Annotated in this window: 10 protein-coding genes; all 10 read left to right on the top strand. The window is 45.2% G+C overall.

The annotated features are described in order from the left end of the window. Positions 1-152 precede the first annotated feature (152 nt). The 10 genes from D0C16_RS12835 to D0C16_RS24040 all read left to right on the top strand — a co-directional run bounded on the left by D0C16_RS12835 (position 153) and on the right by D0C16_RS24040 (position 20,424). The gene (locus tag D0C16_RS12835) at positions 153-7,727 is read left to right on the top strand and encodes a choice-of-anchor A family protein (protein ID WP_151032746.1); all 7,575 of its coding nucleotides are present in this window, start codon (positions 153-155) and stop codon (positions 7,725-7,727) included. A gap of 92 nt (positions 7,728-7,819) precedes the next feature. Continuing rightward, on the top strand, positions 7,820-10,981 hold the full coding sequence (locus D0C16_RS12830; RefSeq protein WP_151032745.1) for a transglutaminase-like domain-containing protein: 3,162 nt from the start codon (positions 7,820-7,822) through the stop codon (positions 10,979-10,981). 618 nt (positions 10,982-11,599) lie between these two features. Further along, positions 11,600-11,806 (top strand): hypothetical protein, encoded by a 207-nt coding sequence (locus D0C16_RS12825; protein ID WP_151032744.1) that lies wholly within the window; start codon positions 11,600-11,602, stop codon positions 11,804-11,806. Between the two features lie 24 nt (positions 11,807-11,830). Further along, the gene (locus D0C16_RS12820; protein WP_151032743.1) at positions 11,831-12,541 is read left to right on the top strand and encodes a hypothetical protein; all 711 of its coding nucleotides are present in this window, start codon (positions 11,831-11,833) and stop codon (positions 12,539-12,541) included. After that, positions 12,538-12,987 (top strand): hypothetical protein, encoded by a 450-nt coding sequence (locus D0C16_RS12815; RefSeq protein ID WP_151032742.1) that lies wholly within the window; start codon positions 12,538-12,540, stop codon positions 12,985-12,987. Before D0C16_RS12820 ends, D0C16_RS12815 begins: the two co-directional genes overlap by 4 nt. A gap of 206 nt (positions 12,988-13,193) precedes the next feature. Further along, positions 13,194-16,211 carry a transglutaminase-like domain-containing protein gene (locus D0C16_RS12810; protein ID WP_151032741.1) on the top strand — a complete coding sequence of 1,006 codons (3,018 nt, stop codon included), beginning with the start codon at positions 13,194-13,196 and terminating at the stop codon, positions 16,209-16,211. 11 nt (positions 16,212-16,222) lie between these two features. Continuing rightward, entirely contained in the window at positions 16,223-16,456 is a 234-nt protein-coding gene (locus D0C16_RS12805; RefSeq protein ID WP_151032740.1) for a hypothetical protein, read from the top strand. Between the two features lie 156 nt (positions 16,457-16,612). Next, positions 16,613-19,588 carry a transglutaminase family protein gene (locus tag D0C16_RS12800; RefSeq protein ID WP_151032739.1) on the top strand — a complete coding sequence of 992 codons (2,976 nt, stop codon included), beginning with the start codon at positions 16,613-16,615 and terminating at the stop codon, positions 19,586-19,588. 5 nt (positions 19,589-19,593) lie between these two features. Then, positions 19,594-19,794, top strand: a complete 201-nt coding sequence (locus D0C16_RS12795) for a hypothetical protein (RefSeq protein WP_151032738.1) — start codon at positions 19,594-19,596, stop codon at positions 19,792-19,794. A gap of 456 nt (positions 19,795-20,250) precedes the next feature. After that, positions 20,251-20,424 (top strand): hypothetical protein, encoded by a 174-nt coding sequence (locus D0C16_RS24040; protein ID WP_191968477.1) that lies wholly within the window; start codon positions 20,251-20,253, stop codon positions 20,422-20,424. The last annotated feature ends 28 nt before the right edge of the window (positions 20,425-20,452 follow it).

The raw sequence follows: 20,452 nt of genomic DNA, 5'->3' as shown, positions 1-20,452 counted from the left end.
ATTTGATAAGGAGGTTGATGATCAGGTAACGGAGGGTTGAAATTTTGTCGCCTAAAACATAATTCCATCTCTTTTTTATGCTACTTTGCCTGCCACTTAATTTTTGATCATTTTTAAACTCCACTCCTGGATCTCGCTGAAAGGGAAACAACATGGGAACGTTATTCGTCGTCAGGCACCTGCTTGCAGCATTCACTTGCCTTTTTATTTCATTTTTCTCATTTTCTTCGGCCGCATCTATAGATGGTGGGGTCGCATGGCTTAAATCCCAGCAACAGGCTGACGGTCGCTTTGACTCCACTGTCTCGTTAGCGTCGGTCCAGCAAGCGACCGCTGAATCCTTGATTGCACTGAATCAACACAAATCACTTGATGCAGCAATAAAGACTAAGGCGCTGCAGTTTTTACAGGGTGAACCAAGCCAACATTTAGAGGCCAGCGTTAACGCATTGCGGCTGAATAAAGCATTGGCAGCCAATCTTCCTGTTGCCCCGATAACGAACTTCTTGGCTTACAGCGGTGGTTTTGGTGATTATCCTGGATATGACGACTCTGTATTCGCCAGTGCACAGCTATTAGCATCGATTGATGGCTTGGAGGAACTGCACAGTTTTAACGCGGCGAATGCATTAAGCTTTTTGCTTGGAAAGCAGCGCAGCGATAAATCCTGGGCTGAAGAAAGTAATAACCCTTCTTTGATTGTCACTGCCCAAGTGAATAGGGCGCTACAGAAGCACCGGTTAACATTTAATGTTAATGATAAAATTGCATCTTCCATTCAGTATCTTCTTAAGGCTCAAACCCCTACTGGTGGATGGGCGGGTGTGTTGGATACTGCTCAAATATTATTAGCGGTTATACCCGCTTCGTCATCGCCAACAGCTTACGAAAAAGCGCTTCAGTTTTTAACGAAATCCCAACTGGAAAATGGTTCTTGGAATAATGACCCTTACACCACAGCCATTGCGCTGCAGGTGTTATATCTCGTAAAAAACCCACCGATTATTGAAAACAAAGACCTTGGATCTATTTCTGGATTATTAAAAAGTAATGTTACCGGTAAACCCATAGATTCAGCGCGAGTGGATATTTCTGGGCCGAGTGTTCGAACCATAGCATCAAATATAAATGGGTACTTTAATGGCGCAAGCCTTAGCCCAGGGGACTACTTACTTAAAATTACGGCTACCGGTTATCAGCAGGTCGAGTTAAACATAACTCTTGGGAGTGGCGCTCCGCTTGATGTGGGAGTTGTTCAATTAAAAGTATTGAAAGATTCAGGCGTAATAAGTGGTCGTGTGACAGATGGTCAGACGGGGGCGCCTCTTGCGAATGTGGATTTGGTTCTGCTTCGTTTTGGAGGCGGTAAATACCTCACTTCTACTGATGCTGGAGGGTTTTATTCGCAAGAAGTAATTCCCGGTCAATACAACGTTGGATTTGCTTTGGATGGTTTTTACACGCTCACTAAAACTGTTTATGTGGGTAACGAAACTGAGAATGAGTTCTCGCCAGAGCTTCACAAATTGAGCGATGGATTTATTGAGGAGGGATATTTGCATGGAACGGTATCTGATCCAACCGCAATTACGGGCTATTTTGGTGATTTCAATTTCATTCAAGGAATTGAAGGTGTCTCCGTACGAGAGATAATTGGTGGAGCGAGTACTGTTACAGATGTAAATGGCAAGTTTAAAATTGCGGCAAAAAATGGCCTCATTAAACTAATTTTTGAAAAAAATGGTTTTGAAACAAAAGTGTTGGATGGTGTTTTCAGTGGTGGAGCTGATACATCGGCAGGTTCAGTTTTAATGAATCCAACGTCCGGAGGGGTATTCGGTAAAGTAATAGACGCAAAGACTGGGGCCCCTGTTCCTTATGCATCTATTAAGGCTGACGATATTGTTGTTAGTAGTGATGAACTTGGGGCTTATAGATTCTCAGGATCCAAACAAAATAAAGTCACAGTAATTGTTTCCGCAGCTGGCTATGAGACACAAGCGTACGTTGTCGCAACATCACTTAGCGATATAGCAAGATATGATTTTTCATTAAAGAAAATCATATTGAGCAAAATTGACATAGTAAATTTTGTGTCATCGAGCAATAGTCTTAAAGCGTTTGAAGTGGCTACATTCTCCGGAGCTATTAAAAACTCTGGCGAAGAAACAGACACGGTAAATGTTCAAGGTCAGATATGGACGCCAGATGGGCAACTGCTTCAAGAAGTCGCTATTTCGGATCAGCTAGGTTATGGGTCGCCTATATTTTCATTGGCGGCGGGGGAGACCAAAACTATTGGTTTTGAGTGGAATACTCGAGCAAACAAGCCGGGTACCTACAGAATTGCAGTTAATGCGTATTCAACTGAGACCAAAAAACTATTGTCTCAGAAAGATTACCTTGTCGATGTCCTCCCAACGCCAATGCAATTGGGGGCTTTCGCTGCGTATCCGCCATTGGTCCAAGCTGGTTCAGTAACGCCCGTGAGTTTAAAGGCAAGTATCAGAAATGTCGGTAATATGGCACTTGATGCGGGCACGCTTGAATTCACCATTGCCGCGGAGAATACCGAACACGTGGTTTACTCGAAGACCCAGTCTGTAGATTCACTTTCTCCCAATCAAATTGTCGATGTGGACTTTGGTTTATGGACACCGCTGGCGGGCCAAACGGGTAATTACAAAGTACAAATAGTGCGCACGGATGGTATCGACCAAAAAATTGATGGAAGTATTTATGTTGGAGATGTCGGTAGCGCGAGCTACTCCGTCGACAGCTCGATTCTGAATGAGGGCGATTCTGTTGTAACCGGAACAATCAGATTGAAGGGTGTCGATACTACACGTGCGAACAGTGTAGATCCATTGTACCCATTGATTAAGAATGCAATCGAGCGCGGTGCCGAATATACCAACAAAGAAGGTGTAGCCTGGCAAGAAAAAAATAATTGTCTCGGTTGTCATACGCAAGCGCAAACTGTAGCAGGATTAGGCTCGTCGTTAGAGCGAGCGGATGTTAAGCGCGAACATGCCCTATATTTTTTAAATCAAATAGGAACTGGTCAACGCATTGATGGAGAGCTTGAAACTAGCTCGGGACCTGAAAGCAAGGTATCTGCGACATTATTCGCTGCGTGGGGCATTAGTGAGTGGCCACATCCAGACGACACCTACCACACTACAGTAAATAGCTTGGAATTTCTGTGGTCGAGACGCCAAGTATCCAGTGAAAAACTGTGGTGGAAGCCGGATTTAAATACAGGGTGGTTGAACAGTGAGTTTTCGGCGACTGCATTGGTTGCAACGGTGGCTAGCCGAGCGATTGAAGCAAAAGGGGCGTTATCCAAGGTCCACAATGAATATTCTTGGGGGGCAACAATTCCGACTAACCATAGTAATACGGGCCTGAACGCGATAACGGCGGCAGGAGATTCTATTTACGTAGTCAAACGCAATGGTTGGACAGAAAAAATAAACCCTGTTTCCCGTACAACGGAAATACTGTTTAGGTCTGTTGCCGGGATTAGTAACTTGGTTCACGGCGTGCACGTTGAATCTAGTGGTAATTTCTTAATGACAACCTATACGGGTGAAATTTTCCGGGTTACTCCGACGGGTGCAGTTCTTAATAGTTATAAAGTTTGTAATCAGCGCGCATGGGGAATAGCACAGAATTCACTCGGGGATACTTATATTTCCTGCGCAGATGAAGGAAAGATAGTTCGTTTGCTTGGTAATGGGACAATTCAAACAATTGTTGAGAAGAATGGTTTGCGTCTTCCGCATGGCATTGCATGGCATCCCGATGGTTATTTGCTTGTGGCTGAGTGGGGCAATTCTCGGCTAATAAAAGTCGCAGTCACAGGAGAGATATCAATTTTTTCATCAGGGCTTTCCTCTCGCCCCATTAACCTTGTTATTCAGTCTGCGGATGAAATTTTTATTACCAACGACAACAAAGGATTTGGCGGTACGGCCACAGGCGAGTCGCAAGGTTTAGATCTCATTAATGCTAACGGCGCCGCGAGCCGGGTTCTATTTTCAACTAATTTATTTGGAATTGCCTCGCTCAATGGGGCTCTCTTCGCAAGTGACCGTGTTTTGTCTGACATTAAGCCGATTGAAAAACGCAGCCTGAACGACACAATATTGGAAAACTATTTAACTGGCTTTCCTGCTATGGCTAACAGATATTTGGCCTCGCACGATTTACTCAGTCAGAAAAATGTTGACCATGCGACAACAATTATTGGTTTAGCTGAAATTCGTAAACATTTGGTTGATGAAAATTTAAAAAACCAAATTAGCTCGCGCATCGATAAAATCGTTGCATTGCTTCGTGCTCGCCAGTCAGCAGACGGGGGCTGGTCTGTAAATGGTACTGCCAATATTAACGACCCAGATAATCTCCGTAAGCCTGACTCTTTGATGACAGCGTTGGTAGGTATTGCGCTTAACTACACAACTCCGTCAGCCGCAGATCCGGTCATCAGAAACTCAGTGACATACTTGCTTAACAAACAAAAGCCAGGAGGTTTTTGGGGCGCTGTAACGGCTGAGGGGGAGGTGAACACTAGTTTATTTACAACTCATCTTGGTGATACCAGTCTTGTAATGGTCTATTTGCCGAGAGCCTTGGAAACCATAGGTGGGCTGAATGTTAAATTGACGCTTGTCCAGCCGAGCAATGTTGTTTTATCGAACCCTTCTATTTTGCCTACGAGCATAACGCCTTCGAATGACGGCTCCATCAGTTATCTGTGGGATCTATTGGGGGTAAAAAATGAAGGGGTTGATATAGATTTTGATTTGGCAATTAAAGATCTTGGATTAAAAGAGATTCGACCGGTGAGTACGAATGCGCAAATAACATTTGCGAATTCGTTTACTGATGAGGTCATCAATAATTCAGTTGCTATTCCGTCTGTCACAAACGCTGCGGCGCAAACTCTGGATTTGAAAACTAATAAATCTGTTTATGGGGCAAATGAATACGTCAATATTACCAATGTCGTAAAAAGTCTTGGGTCGGTATTTGGTGGAGGTAGTGTTCAACTGAGTGTTCGCTCAGTCGACGACAGCAGCGTTCTTGCTAAGCTAGTGCCAATTGCGGTTGGTACCATACCGGTATTCAATACCCAATCAGTTACAGCTGAGTGGAATACAGCTACAACAATGGCTGGTGCATACGAAATACACGGGCAGTTAGTTGATTCCCGCAATCGTGTGATTGCAGAAGCAGTTGCTTCAATCACAATTTCCGCGAGCTCATTGGATGGTTCCACGTTGGTCGGCGCTAGCTTATTTGCTGATAAGGCTGAGTATCGTGTGTCGGAAACGGTGAAACTAGATGCAGTCGTAAGCAATATGACGAGCAATACGATGTTGCCGTCAAGCCTGGCCAAGTTGCGGGTAGTAGATGCTCAAGCCGGCGTTGTGCTTGAGCGCGAATTTGCTATTCCGCAGTTGGTGAGCAGTGAACAGTTTGCACGCCAAACTACACTGGAGTTAGTCGGTGTTAAACCCGGTCAGTATCAGGCCTCATGGACTATATATGATGCTGCGGGCGCAGGCTCATTGGCTTCAGCAAATACAACGTTTGCGGTTTCAGATGATCCGCTACGGGCGTTGAGTGGTAGCGTGACCTTGGAGCATTTGGAGCTTGATCGCGGTGCGTTGCAAGGCTGTAATTTTGTTGTGACTAATCAGGGTACAGGGTTGCTCAACGATATTATGATGAAAAAATCAGTAGTGAGTATCGACCCTGAGTTGGTGAAGGAAGCTACTGAGGAGATCCTTTCAATTGTTCCAGCAGGCTCCCAATCCTACAGCAAGCTGTTTGCTACCACTGGTTTTGAAAAAGGCGATTATGCCTGCGTGCTCGAAGCAACTATTGCGGGCCAATCTGCTGTTTTAGCAACTGCAATATTTACCGTCAAAGAATCAGCCATTAAGTTAAATGGCGATATTACTCTCGGTGAAAGAGCCCGTTTATTAGTATTGATCGATTCATCCGCTACCGAGCGCACCTACCTTGAAAATCTGTTAACCAATGCTGGTTGGTTCTACACGATTGTCGATAACGCGGCAGCATTTGCTACTGAAATGAATCAAGGTGGTTACGGTGCTTACGCCTTGCTTAGCGAAAAAGTTACGCTGGATCAAACTACACAAGCTTCATTGAATGCCAAGGTGGCGGCAGGTGATGGTTTAGTTGTCGCCGGCGCTACAGATCGCCGCCATCAAGTACTGGAGCAAGCGCTGGGTATTAAAACAAGTGCAAATGAGTCCTATGCAAAAGGCGTTGCAATAAATGACAGCGTTTTAGGTTTGGCATGGCAGCGGGCGTTTAACAAGTCTTCGCAAGTGCTTAACTTCACGGCGGATGGCGCCACGATTATTGGCCAATACAAAAATGACTTGCCGGGCGCAGATACACAAACAGTACTTGGCGCATTAGGTGCAGCAGGTCGTTACGGCAATTTTGTGTGGGATAACTTCACTTCATTATCATCGACAGTTGAAGGGCGTTTGGCAGTGGGCGGCAATCTGAGTCTGCAAAATTTCAGCGTGGGCGATAAGCTCGATCCAAACAAGCTGCATGACGTAGTGACTGTGGGCGGTAATGTGATTTTCCCATCGGGTCGTATTTACTACGGCAACGTAATTGCCGGTGGTAGTGTTTCCGGTATTGGTGATGCGGTGCGGTTTGGAATGGCAACGGGTGCAACAATTAAAGGCAATGCACCAATGCCAATTAATTTCAATGTTGAGCGCGAATACCTGCAGCAGCTTTCCAGCAGCCTTGCTACATTACCGGCAAATGGCACAGTGAAGATGCAATGGGGTGGGTTGGAATTAAAAGGCGATTGCTCCAGCCGTTCCCAAGTCTTTAACGTGAACGGTGCTGATCTTGGCGTTGCTCATACGTTTGCGGTAAGTTGTATTCCCGACAATGCGACTGTGGTCTTTAATGTGATCGGCCAGAATGTCAGTATCAAAAGTATGGGAATGCAATCGTTGACGAATATTCGGGATAAAGTACTGTTTAACTTCCCACAAGCAACGTCGTTGTCGATGACCTCTGTCGGAATTGAAGGCAGTATTCTTGCGCCCTTTGCCGAGGTAAATCAGCCGGCGGGCCGCGTCGAAGGTCAGGTAATCGTGAAGAGTTGGAATTCTACTACCAGCGGATATATGTCGATCCATAATCGATTCTTCAGTGGTGATTTATCCATGGTAACTGCCAGTGCGAATAAAAATGCACTGTCGATTTATCAATACCAACTCGGTAAATCTGTCTTCGTCGGTTTTGATGTGTTGGCCCAAGCAACGAATGTAGGTGCTGGCAATGAGAATCCATTTGCCCAATTGCTGCTTGCTGCCTTGCAGCAAGTAAACCCTGAGCCAATCACAGCCAGGGCGGGTAAAACCCTGCCGATTCTTGTTTCCTATGCCAATGCAGGTGCGCAAACAGCGACCGGTCAGGTGAAACTGGTAATGCCGGCTAATGTCAGTGTTATCAGCGCCGCTAATTTTACTAAAGCTGCTAACAGCAATGATTGGATAGCACCGTTTGCGCTGGATGCCGGTGCAACCCAATCGCAGTTGCTCTATGTGAAATTACCGCAAACCGGTGGAGGGTTGCTCCAGTTGCAGGTGCAAACGGGTACCAGTCCGGATTGGCAAACTCGCGCCGAAAAATTCCTGAATTTACAGCCTTGATTGGCAGAAAAAACCGGCTCTAGAGCGGAGCCGGTTATCACACCTTTTTTTCAATTTATTTGTGTATTTAGCAAGACCAAAGGTAAAACATTATGAAACAAGGACATCCCCTAAATTCGGGTAACAACAGCATTACCATGGATAGTTTTCGCGGCGGCTTATTTGCACGGGCAATTGCTGCGCTAACCTTATTCTTTTTTACGTTTGTGTTTTACGCCAACCCGGCCGCAGCTGCCGTTGCCAATGAAATAAATAAAGACGACCAACGCGAAGCCGCGTTGGAAGCGGCGATAGAAACCACACCAGAGAAAAAACTCAGCAATCGCTTGGCAAAACTGCGCGATAAAATCGTGTTGGAATTACCGCAAGCGATTGAGCAGCGCGACGCCGATAAAAACTGGTTCCAAAGTGCCTTCGCCAGCGTATTTGGTGATGGGCCAATCACCAGTGAGGAGCTGGCTGAATTACAAACCCTGAGCAACAGCATCGATACGGCTTATCAGGAAGCGATTACCGAATTTGAAACCGAAGCAACGCAATTTGAGCAAGAGGCCGCAGCAGCTGGCAACGCGCTCAGCGACGATGTTAAAAAATTAATTAAAGAGCGCCATGCTCAAGCGCTTGATCACATCAAAACCCGCTACACGCAAACCAAAGAGCAACTCACCGCATTGGTTAGTGCCCAATCGGCCAGCGCGCAAGAACAAGCGCTTGAGCAATTAAACGAAACACTTGAACAGGAACAATTTAAGCCAACCCATACTCCTGCCACACCGGATGATTTACCTTGGGGGGCGCCCGATGAGGAGGTGCGTGAACCTGTCGATAACCCGCAAGATCTGCAAGCGACTTTAGGTTTAAACCCCTACGCCAAATACGCACAGTTGGCGCAAGCGGGTGATACCGATCCCGGTGTAATCGCGCAAGCAATGGCCAATGCTGCTAACGCAGAATTACAAGCCGCACTCAACGAATCGATTGAAGTCCAGCTCACGCCAGAAATTAAAGCACTAGCGGCACAACTGCATAACAACAGCATCGACATTTATACCTGGGTTCACAACAACATCCGATTTATTCCCAGCTACGGTTCCATCCAGGGCGCACAACACACATTGGAAACCAAACAAGGTAACGCGATTGATACCGCCAGTTTATTAATCGCCTTGTTGCGTGCTGCCAATATTCCAGCCCGTTACGCTTACGGTACGGTAGAAATTCCCGCTGAAAAAGTCATGAACTGGGTAGGTGATGCAAAAACCCCTGAAGCCGCGCAAGCGATTTTAGGTATGGGTGGTGTACCCACTATTGGCCGTGTTGAAGGCGGAAAAATTGCCACGTTTAAGTTGGAGCACGTGTGGGTAGAAGCCTATGTGGATTACTTCCCCAGTCGCGGTATGAAAGAGCTGGCGGGTGATAGCTGGATTCCGATGGATGCGAGTTTTAAACAATACGATTTCACCGACGGCATGAATCTGAAAGATCAGGTTCCGTTTGATGCAGAAGCCTTAGCTAATACCATTCAAACCAAATCGATTGTGAATGAGCAGGAAGGCTGGGTACAAAATGTGCCGCAGGCGGATATCGAAGCGCAGCTCACACAATTCCAGAATCAATTAAAAACCTATATTGAAAATCAGAATCCAGATTCCACCGTGGGTGAAGTGCTCGGCTTGCAGGAAATTAAAATATTACCTCCGCGTCCATTAGCCGCAGGCTTGCCCTACAACCGCATAATCACCAGCCAAACCTTTAACGAAGTCCCCAATAACCTGCGCCATAAATTTAAATACACACTGGCGACAGAAAATATGGGTTATGCGGATTCACCCTTCATTACCATTGAAGAACCCACTGCAAAGCTCGCTGGCAAATCCATCGCATTAAGTTTCAAACCAGCCACCAAAGCTGACGAAGATATTATCGCCAGCCGTTTACCCGCACCGGAAGCGAATGGCTCGATTGATCCAGCAAAACTGCCCAAAACATTACCGGGTTATTTAATTAACCTCACCGCAGAATTCACCATCAACGGCGAAACCATTAAAGCAGGAGCCGCCGGAAAAATGGGTGGAGAACTCTACGAAGAAATGGGCCTATGGAGCCCGAAAGAAGGTTGGGAAACCAGTGTTAACCACCCAGCCGCTGGTAGCTATCGCGCTATCGGTTTGGATTTACAAGGCGCAAGCCCTGAACAAGCCGCGCGTTTAAAACAACAACTCGAAGCCACCAAAGCGAAACTCGAAAGTAATAGTGAAGTGCAACTCGCTACACTCACCAAACACAACCTTGTAGGTGATTTGCTGTACGGCACAGTATTTAATTATTTCGCCTTAAACGACCTGCAAGACCAGATCGCTGCGCAAAGTTCCGCTATTATCAACTATCGCTTGCCCAGTTACGGTACCTTCAGCACCAACTTGGAAACCCAATACTGGTTTGGCTTACCGCGCAATGTCACCTTCGGTGGTCTGAGTATGGATATCGACCACATGAAGCAACAGCGCAACAGTAAAACCAATAATAAAGATGAAACCATTGCGTTCAGCCAATCCATCGCCTCAAGAATGAGTGCGATGGAGCACTTGGTTCCTGAGCAAATGTTCTCCACTGAAACCGATAAAGCCCAAGGAATATCAGCTGTAAAAGCGTTAGCGATTGCAAGCCAGCAAGGCCAAAAGATTTGGACAATCAACCAATCTAACCTTGACCTCGCACTCAGTCGAATTAATTTGGGTGCCGATGCAGAAAACGATATTCGCAATGCAGTAAATGCTGGAAAAATCGCAACTGCTCACGAAGCCCGAATTAATTTTATTGGCTGGGTAGGTGAAGGCTATATTCTGTTGGATCAGAATACGGGTGCCGGAGCTTATATGATTTCGGGTGGGGGGAATGGTGCGGCCTTCGCTGTAGGGACAGTATTGGGGGCATCATTATCTTATGTGGTTTTAGGGGGACCGGGAGCTAAGGTAATTGCCACAAATGTGCTGCCTTTTATCCTTGCGTTTGCAATACCTTTTATGATCGTTTTGCTTTCGATGACAGAGTATTTAACAAATGACAATAACGAAGTTGACCGTGTTTTAGGATGTTTTTTGCTGGGCTTATTAAGTGGGGTAACATTGGGAGGGGCTGTGGCTGGGGGAACAGGCAATCGCTTAGCAGATTTGGTAGTTGCCGCCTTGGGGCTTGCACTTGGTGCGCATCCATATATTCCAACTTATTCTGAATGTGGTGTTAGTCCGTGGTAAGGAGATCGAGATGATTGATAAGAATCGCTTTTTAATGGCAAGTAAAAAAACAATTTTTATTATAATTGGTATTTTACTAGGGTATCTATCCGCCTTATATTTATACGGAAATTTCGAATTATCGATAACGGGTGTTTTCGTTGTATGCTCTGGTGTGGTTATATATTTTTTTAGCAACTATTTTAATAAAAAATAGCTGAATAAATTTTCTGGCTTCTGGTTTGTTGATGTGGCTGTTATTCGTCTGATCAAGGGGGCAGACTCCTTGATTTCTTGATCGTTAACTAAAAGCAGCAATCCTCAATATTTGTTGTTGTCGCAAAGCCCAACTGGTGAAAGCTGTTTGGGTTTTTTTATGATGGGAAGTTCACAGTAATAGCGCTAAAAATTTAGGCTCAACAATCTACATTCCAAGGAGAGGTATATGGCAAGGTTGCCGAGGTTGTACGACGCTTACTTTCTCACCGTCAGTCTCTCATTGAGCTGATTCCCGTGCGCGCAAAATAGTTGCAAGCCCAAGCGAATTTGTTTGGTTGAGCTATCGAGGAAATGCGATGGGTAAAGATATTGAATCATTAGAGCGAGGTTGTCCTCCGGACCAGCTAAAGCTGTCCAAAATTGCTCCCGGCAATTTTGTGGTTTGGTTTACCGCGCAATGTCACCTTCGGTGGTCTGAGTATGGATATCGACCACATGAAACAACAGAGCAACAGCAAAACCAACAACAAACAGGAATCGATAGCCTTCGGTCAAAGTATTGGTGCACGTATGAGTGCGATGAAAAAAACGGTAGGAAAACCGTTTTGCACAGCGAAGCTGCCCTAAGGGCGAGGTACATGGATGTACCGAGTGAACCATTTGGTTCCTGAGCAAATGTTCTCAACTGAAACAGACAAAGCCCAAGGCATTAGCGCCGTTAAAGCATTAGCCATCGCATCGCAGCAAGGCCAAAAGATTTGGACTATAAACCAATCCAACCTTGACCTAGCACTCAGCAGAATTAATTTAGGTGCAGATGCGGAAAACGATATTCGTAATGCTGTGTATGCAGGAAAAATCGCAACTGCTCACGAAGCCCGAATTAACTTTAATGGCTGGATTGGTGAGGGCTATATTTTGATGGATCCGAATACTGGTGCTGGCGGGTATATGATTTCGGGCGGGGGGAATGGAAGTGAGACTAATATTCCACAAAGCTCAGGGCTGAGTTTTTTTGATGCAATGCAATGGGTTACCGTTTTAGTAGCAGTAGTAGACACTTTAAAAGTTTTATTATCAGGTTTTAAATATGGTGGCCCGTTCGCTTTGATTTCAGGCTATTTTAATGTGATCTCATCAATAATTTCATTTAACAAGGCTTGTGGTGATCCGTATGCTTCTGCACTAATGGGCTTTGCTGCGACGGCCATGTTTTTGCTTGGTGTGTTATTGACAGTAGTAAGCGGAGGAGCTGCTTTGTTTGGGCCGATGGGTTTTATTGTTTCGATTGGAATAGCAATAATGATGCATGTTGTTGGCTTACATTTAAGTGAGTCCATTTCTAATGGGTGCAGAGAATGATAAATCAAGAAATTACAATTAACCCTCCTGATAAAACCAAGTATAAGATTTACATTGCAATTTCATTGCTTCTACTTTTCGTTGGATTTGGTTTAATTTTTTTTGGTTTCGATGCTAGAAGTTTTCTGTTTTTTGTTGCTTCATCAGCCTTTTTGATGGTTGTTGGTTTTTCTAACCTTAGTAGAAAGATTAGCAAATTGACTATTCAGAGTAATATTTTGATAGTAATCAAGAATGGCATTGTAATTTTTAAGCGGCAGATAACTGATATTCAAAGAATAGAGTTTTACTCGGGAGATGAAGTGTTTACGCTTTACGATAGTCGATCCGTAGTCATACACCTTAAATCAGGTGATTCATTTTCATTTTATGTACATCCATTCACCAATGATCAAATCAAATTGATGTGCTCTTGGGTTGAGGAGTCTCGTCAAATAAGTGAATGAGAAGGTTGCTTGCACTATGAGCTGCACAATCCATTTTCGGTATGGAATTACATCTCTGAATGACGAATCATCTCGTATTCATTTATGAGGGGGTGGTAGTTGTGTTGAGTAACTTAAATTTCTCATTTTCAAAATACATTGATTTTTCGGATAAATGATAATTCCAATTCATTGAATACATTGTGCTGTGATTTGCGGTTCCCAAAATGAATAAAGACGACCAGCGTGAAGCTACGCTGGAAGCTGCCATAGAAACCACACCCGAGAAAAAACTCAGTAATCGTTTGGCAAAGCTGCGCGATAAAATCGTGTTGGAATTACCGCAAGCGATTGAGCAGCGCGAAGCCGATCAAAACTGGTTCCAAAGTGCCTTCGCCAGCGTATTTGGTGATGGGCCAATCACCGGTGAGGAGCTGGCTGAATTACAAACCCTGAGCAACAGCATCGATACGGCTTATCAGGAAGCGATTACCGAATTTGAAACCGAAGCAACGCAATTTGAGCAGGAGGCCGCAGCAGCTGGCAACGCGCTCAGCGACGATGTTAAAAAATTAATTAAAGAGCGCCACACACAAGCGCTGGATCACATCAAAACCCGCTACACGCAAACCAAAGAGCAACTCACCGCATTGGTTAGTGCCCAGTCGGCCAGCGCGCAAGAACAAGCGCTTGAGCAATTAAACGAAACACTTGAACAGGAGCAATTTAAGCCAACCCATACTCCTGCCACACCGGATGATTTACCTTGGGGTGCGCCCGATGAAACGGTGCGTGAACCTGTCGATAACCCGCAAGATCTGCAAGCGACTTTAGGTTTAAACCCCTACGCCAAATACGCACAGTTTGCGCAGGCGGGTGATACCGATCCCGGTGTAATCGCGCAATCAATGGCCAATGCTGCTAACGCAGAAGTACAAGCCGCACTCAACGAATCGATTGAAGTCCAACTCACGCCAGAAATCAAAGCGCTCGCCGCGCAGTTAAATAACCGCAGCGTGGATATCTACACCTGGGTGCATAACAACATCCGTTTTATTCCCAGCTACGGTTCTATCCAGGGCGCACAACACACACTGGAAACCAAACAAGGCAACGCGATTGATACCGCCAGTTTATTAATCGCCTTATTGCGCGCCGCCAACATCCCAGCGCGTTACGCCTATGGCACTGTAGAAATGCCCGCCGAGAAAGTGATGAATTGGGTGGGCGGTGTGCAAGTGCCGGAGGCGGCACTCAGTGTACTTGGTATGGGCGGAATTCCTGTCTCTGGATTGGTCAGCGGAGGAAAAATTTCAAAGTTTGAATTAGAGCATGTATGGGTAGAAGCCTATGTGGATTACTTCCCCAGTCGCGGTATGAAAGATTTTGCGGGTGATAGCTGGATTCCGATGGATGCCAGCTTTAAACAATACGATTTCACCGAAGGCATGAACCTGAAAGACGAAGTGCCGTTTGATGCAGAAGCGCTGGCTAATACCATTCAAACCAAATCGATTGTGAATGAACAAGAGGGCTGGGTGCAGAATGTGCCGCAAGCGGATATCGAGGCGCAGTTAACGCAATTTCAAAATCAATTAAAAACCTATATTGAAAATCAGAATCCAGATTCCACCGTGGGTGAAGTGCTCGGCTTGCAAGGAATTAAAATCCTGCCGCCGCGCCCACTCGCCGCTGGCTTGCCTTACAACCGTATTATCACTAGCCAAACCTTTAACGAAGTTCCGAGCAAGTTACGGCATAAATTTAAATACACCTTGGCAACCAAGCTTCACGGTTACGCCGGCGATGAAATTATCAATATAGAGGAGCCTACGGCGAAACTTGCGGGCAAAACCATCGCACTCAGCTTCAAACCCGCAACAAAAGCGGATGAAGAAATTATTGCTGCCCGTATTCCTGCTCCTGAGGCTGATGGTTCTATTGATCCTGCAAAATTACCTAAAACCTTACCGGGCTATTTAATCAATTTAACAGCCGAGTTCGCTATTAATGGTGAAACCATCAAAGCCGGTGCTGCGGGAAAAATGGGCGGTGAGTTGTATGAAGAATATGGCTTGTGGAGCCCTAAAGCGGGTTGGGATACGAGCCTCAATTACCCTATAGCGGGTGTGTATCGTGCAATAGGGCTTGATCTGCAAGGTGCCAATCCGGAACAAGCTGCACGTTTAAAACAACAAATCGAGCAAACTAAAGCGAAATTGGAAAACGCAGACAATATTCAACTAGCGACTCTTACCAAACATAATCTTGTGGGTGATTTGCTTTACGGTGCTATCTTCAATTACTTTGCATTAAACGATTTGCAAGACCAGATCGCAGCGCAGGGAAGTAATATTGTGAATTACCGTTTCCCCAGCTACGGTTCCTTCAGCACAGGCTTGGTACCTAACTATTGGTATGGCATTCCGCGGGATGTAAAGATGGGAGGGCTGGAAATGGATATTGATGGTTTGCGCTTCCAAATTGCGAGTAAAAATAATACCCGCGCAGAAAAAGTTACTTATATGCAATCTATCGGTGCGAGAGGTTCAGCGATGGAGCATTTGGTTCCCGAGCAAATGTTCTCTACGGAAACTGAGAAGGCTCAAGGTATTAGTGCAGTAAAAGCTCTTGCTATTGCATCCCAAGAAGGCCAAAAGATTTGGACAATTGATAAAACCAACGTCGATTTAGCGTTAAGTAAAATGAGTCTCGGGGCACCGGCTGAGAGTGACATCCGTAATGCCGTACATGCAGGTCAAATTGCAACAGCACATGACAGCAGAATCAATTTCAATGGCTGGGTTGGTGAGGGCTATATTTTGATGGATCCGAATACTGGTGCTGGTGGGTATATGATTTCGGGTGGGGGGAATGGTTCGGAAACCACTATAGCTGAAGATCTCCTATGGGGTATTCAATGGGTTCTTACAGCCCTTTCACTCATTTTTTCAAAGACGGGAATTCTAGATTTGTTGATTAGTGCGATTTCGAATATGGTTAACTGTTCATTTGCTGTTTCAAGTGCATTTTTACATGAAGAATATTTATTTGCTGCGCTTCTACTGTTTTCAATAGCCTTTCTTGCATTTATCCTAATTGGCTTAAATGTTTTTGTACTGCTGCTTGTCGCTGAAATTGCAACTTTTAAGGCGCTTATGTTTGGATTTATAGCGACCTTTCTGGCTAACTATTTTGGGTGGGGAGCCATGAAAGAAACATGCGATGCAGTTAATGATTACTAAGGAATTTTAATATGCCCTCAAAATTACTTGTTTTTGGATATATTTTTGCAATGATTTTGGTCGCAACTATTTGGAATCAGAGTCAAGACATTTTGATCCGATTGTTATCTCTCTTTTTTGGAGCTGCTTTTTTTGCATCGTGCGGTGCTAAAGATGTTAGCAAGACCAAAAAATTAAAAATCGGGGTTGGTTCATTGGTTATCCTAGTCGGTTGCATGGTGTTTGTAAGCATGGTAGATGCTTAAAAATGCTGTGCTACGGTAAAATAATTTAGGCATCAACAGGTAAAGAGAGAAAAATTAGGAGTTACCACCATCAATTGGACGAAAGCCATTGCATGTATCACATTGTTCTTTTTTGCCTTTGTGTTTTATGCCAACCCAGCTGCCGCTGCCAATGAAATGAATAAAGACGACCAGCGCGAAGCGGCGCTGGAGGCTGCCATCGAAACCACACCCGAGAAAAAACTCAGCAATCGCCTTGCAAAACTGCGCGATAAAATCGTGTTGGAATTACCGCAAGCGATTGAGCAGCGCGAAGCCGATCAAAACTGGTTCCAAAGTGCCTTCGCCAGCGTATTTGGTGATGGGCCAATCACCGGTGAGGAGCTGGCTGAATTACAAACCCTGAGCAACAGCATCGATACGGCTTATCAGGAAGCGATTACCGAATTTGAAACCGAAGCAACGCAATTTGAGCAGGAGGCCGCAGCAGCTGGCAACGCGCTCAGCGACGATGTTAAAAAATTAATTAAAGAGCGCCACACACAAGCGCTGGATCACATCAAAACCCGCTACACGCAAACCAAAGAGCAACTCACCGCATTGGTTAGTGCCCAGTCGGCCAGCGCGCAAGAACAAGCGCTTGAGCAATTAAACGAAACACTTGAACAGGAACAATTTAAGCCAACCCATACTCCTGCCACACCGGATGATTTACCTTGGGGTGCGCCCGATGAAACGGTGCGTGAACCTGTCGATAACCCGCAAGATCTGCAAGCGACTTTAGGTTTAAACCCCTACGCCAAATACGCACAGTTTGCGCAGGCGGGTGATACCGATCCCGGTGTAATCGCGCAAGCAATGTCCAATGCTGCTAACGCAGAATTACAAGCCGCACTCAACGAATCGATTGAAGTCCAACTCACGCCAGAAATTAAAGCACTAGCGGCACAACTGCATAACAACAGCATCGACATTTATACCTGGGTTCACAACAACATCCGATTTATTCCCAGCTACGGTTCCATCCAGGGCGCACAACACACATTGGAAACCAAACAAGGTAACGCGATTGATACCGCCAGTTTATTAATCGCCTTGTTGCGTGCTGCCAATATTCCAGCCCGTTACGCATACGGTACTGTAGAAATTCCGGCCACTAAAGTTATGAACTGGGTAGGTGATGCAAAAACCCCTGAAGCCGCACAAGCCATTCTGGGAATGGGTGGTGTGCCAACTATTGGCCGTGTTGAAGGCGGAAAAATTACCACGTTTAAGTTGGAGCACGTGTGGGTAGAAGCCTATGTGGATTACTTCCCCAGTCGCGGTATGAAAGAGCTGGCGGGTGATAGCTGGATTCCAATGGATGCTAGTTTTAAACAATACGAATTCACCGAAGGTATGAACTTAAAAGACCAAGTGCCGTTCAATGCAGAAGCATTAGCCAATACCATCCAAACCAAATCCATCGTTAATGAAACCGAAGGCTGGGTACAAAATGTGCCGCAAGCGGATATCGAGGCGCAGCTCACACAATTCCAGAATCAATTAAAAACCTATATTGAAAATCAGAATCCAGATTCCACCGTGGGTGAAGTGCTCGGCTTGCAGGAAATTAAAATATTACCTCCGCGTCCATTAGCCGCAGGCTTGCCCTACAACCGCATTATCACAAGCCAGACCTTTAATGAAGTCCCCAATAACCTGCGCCACAAATTTAAATATTCATTGGCGACAGAAAGCATGGGTTATGCGGATTCACCCTTCATCACCATTGAAGAACCCACCGCAAAGCTCGCTGGCAAATCCATCGCATTAAGTTTCAAGCCAGCCACCAAAGCCGACGAAGATATTATCGCCAGCCGTTTACCCGCACCGGAAGCGAATGGCTCGATTGACCCCAACAAACTGCCCAAAACATTACCCGGTTATTTAATTAACCTCACCGCAGAATTCACTATTAATGGTGAAACCATCAAGGCTGGTGCAGCCGGGAAAATGGGTGGGGAACTCTACGAAGAAATGGGCTTATGGAGCCCGAAAGAAGGTTGGGAGACCAGCATTAACCACCCAACTGCTGGCAGCTACAGAGCAATCGGATTAGACCTGCAAGGCGCCAGCCCGGAACAAGCCGCGCGTTTAAAACAACAACTCGAAGCGACAAAAGCAAAACTTGAAAGTGCAGATGATGTGCAGTTAGCCACACTCACCAAACACAGTCTGGTGGGTGATTTACTCTACGGCACGGTATTTAACTACTTCGCGCTAAATGATTTGCAAGATCAGATCGCTGCACAAAGCTCCGGCATTATCAGCTATCGTTTGCCCAGCTACGGAACCTTCAGCACCAATTTGCAAACACAGTATTGGTATGGTCTTCCGCGCAATGTGACTTTCGCTGGCTTGAGTATGGACATAGACCATATGAAACAGCATCGCGTCAGTAAAAGTAACAACAAGGATGAATCCTTTGCTTTCAGCCAATCCATCGGCGCACGTATGAGTGCAATGGAACACTTAGTGCCTGAGCAAATGTTCTCCACTGAAACAGAAAAAGCCCAAGGCATCTCAGCTGTAAAGGCATTAGCGATTGCATCACAACAAGGTCAAAAAATCTGGACAATCACCAACGATAATTTGAATCTTGCCCTCAGCCGAATTAATTTGGGTGCCGATGCAGAAAACGATATTCGTAATGCAGTAAATGCTGGCAAGATTGCGACTGCCCACGAAACTCGCATTAATTTTAATGGTTGGGTTGGTGAGGGTTATACGCTGATTGACCCGAATACTGGTGCTGGGGCGTATATGATTTCGGGTGGGGGGAATGGGGGACTAATTTTTTTAGGTTTATTGCTCGTTATGAGCTCAATTTTCTTAATGTCTTTTTTGGTTGTTGGGGCCCCAATTACAGCCACGATAGGATTGGTTGTTTTACAACAAATTGTGGCTACTATGGCTGTAGCTGGGGCTATGTTTATAGCAGCAGGTATTGCCGCTACAATGGGAGAAAAGTTTTTATGTAGTAAACTTGTTGGTGCAGCAATGGCACTGTTGACGTTTGGGCTAAATAAATTGCTGCCCTTTACGGGAGGGGCTATAGGCGTGGCTTTGTTAGGTGCTTTCTTTTCTGATGTAACTGGAGTCTGCGGGTAGTAACAATGAAACTATTCATTAATAAATTCATAAAGAAGGGTGGAGAAACCGCTTTTTTTGTGCTGATATTTCTTGCTATAACATTGGCTTTTTTCGGTGGCGAAGATGTTACAAAAGATGACCTTATTATAAGGATTAATGCTCTACATGGAGTGGTTTTAGCTTGGATTTTTTGGGTTTTTTTAAGTTGTCTTTTCGAAAAATGATGTTTTCAAAGACGAAGTTGCATTGCTTTTTCTTTTTTTTGCAAATTTTATAAATTAGTTAATCCTTTCCCGAAATCCAGCGATCAAGGGGGTGAAGACTCCTTGATAGTTGATCGTTAACTAAAAGCAACAATCCTCTGTATTTGTTGTTATCGCAAAGCCCAACAGGTGAAAGCTGGTTGGGCTTTTTTATGATGGGACGTTCATAGTAATAGCGCTAAAATTTAAGGCACAAAAATCTATATTCCAAGGAGAGGTATATGGCAAGGTTGCCGAGTTTGTACGACGCCTACTTTCTCACCGTCAGACGTTACATTGAACTGATTCTCGTGCGTGCCAACATGGTTGCAAGCCGAAGCGAATATGTTTTGTCGAGCTATCGAGGAAATGCGATGGGTAAAGATATTGAATCATTAGAGCGAGGTTGTCCTCCGGGCCAGCTAAAGCTGTCCAAAATTGCTCCCGGCAATTTTGTGGTTTGGTTTACCGCGCAATGTCACCTTCGGTGGTCTGAGTATGGATGTCGACCACATGAAACAACAGCGCAACAGCAAAACCAACAACAAACAGGAATCGATAGCCTTCGGCCAAAGTATTGGTGCACGTATGAGTGCGATGAAAAAACGGTAGGAAAACCGTTTTGCACAGCGAAGCTGCC

The sequence above is a fragment of the Cellvibrio sp. KY-GH-1 genome, from assembly GCF_008806975.1.
Lineage (GTDB): Bacteria > Pseudomonadota > Gammaproteobacteria > Pseudomonadales > Cellvibrionaceae > Cellvibrio.
Note: the sequence above shows the minus strand (reverse complement) of the source record. Positions and strands in the feature narration are given on the sequence as shown.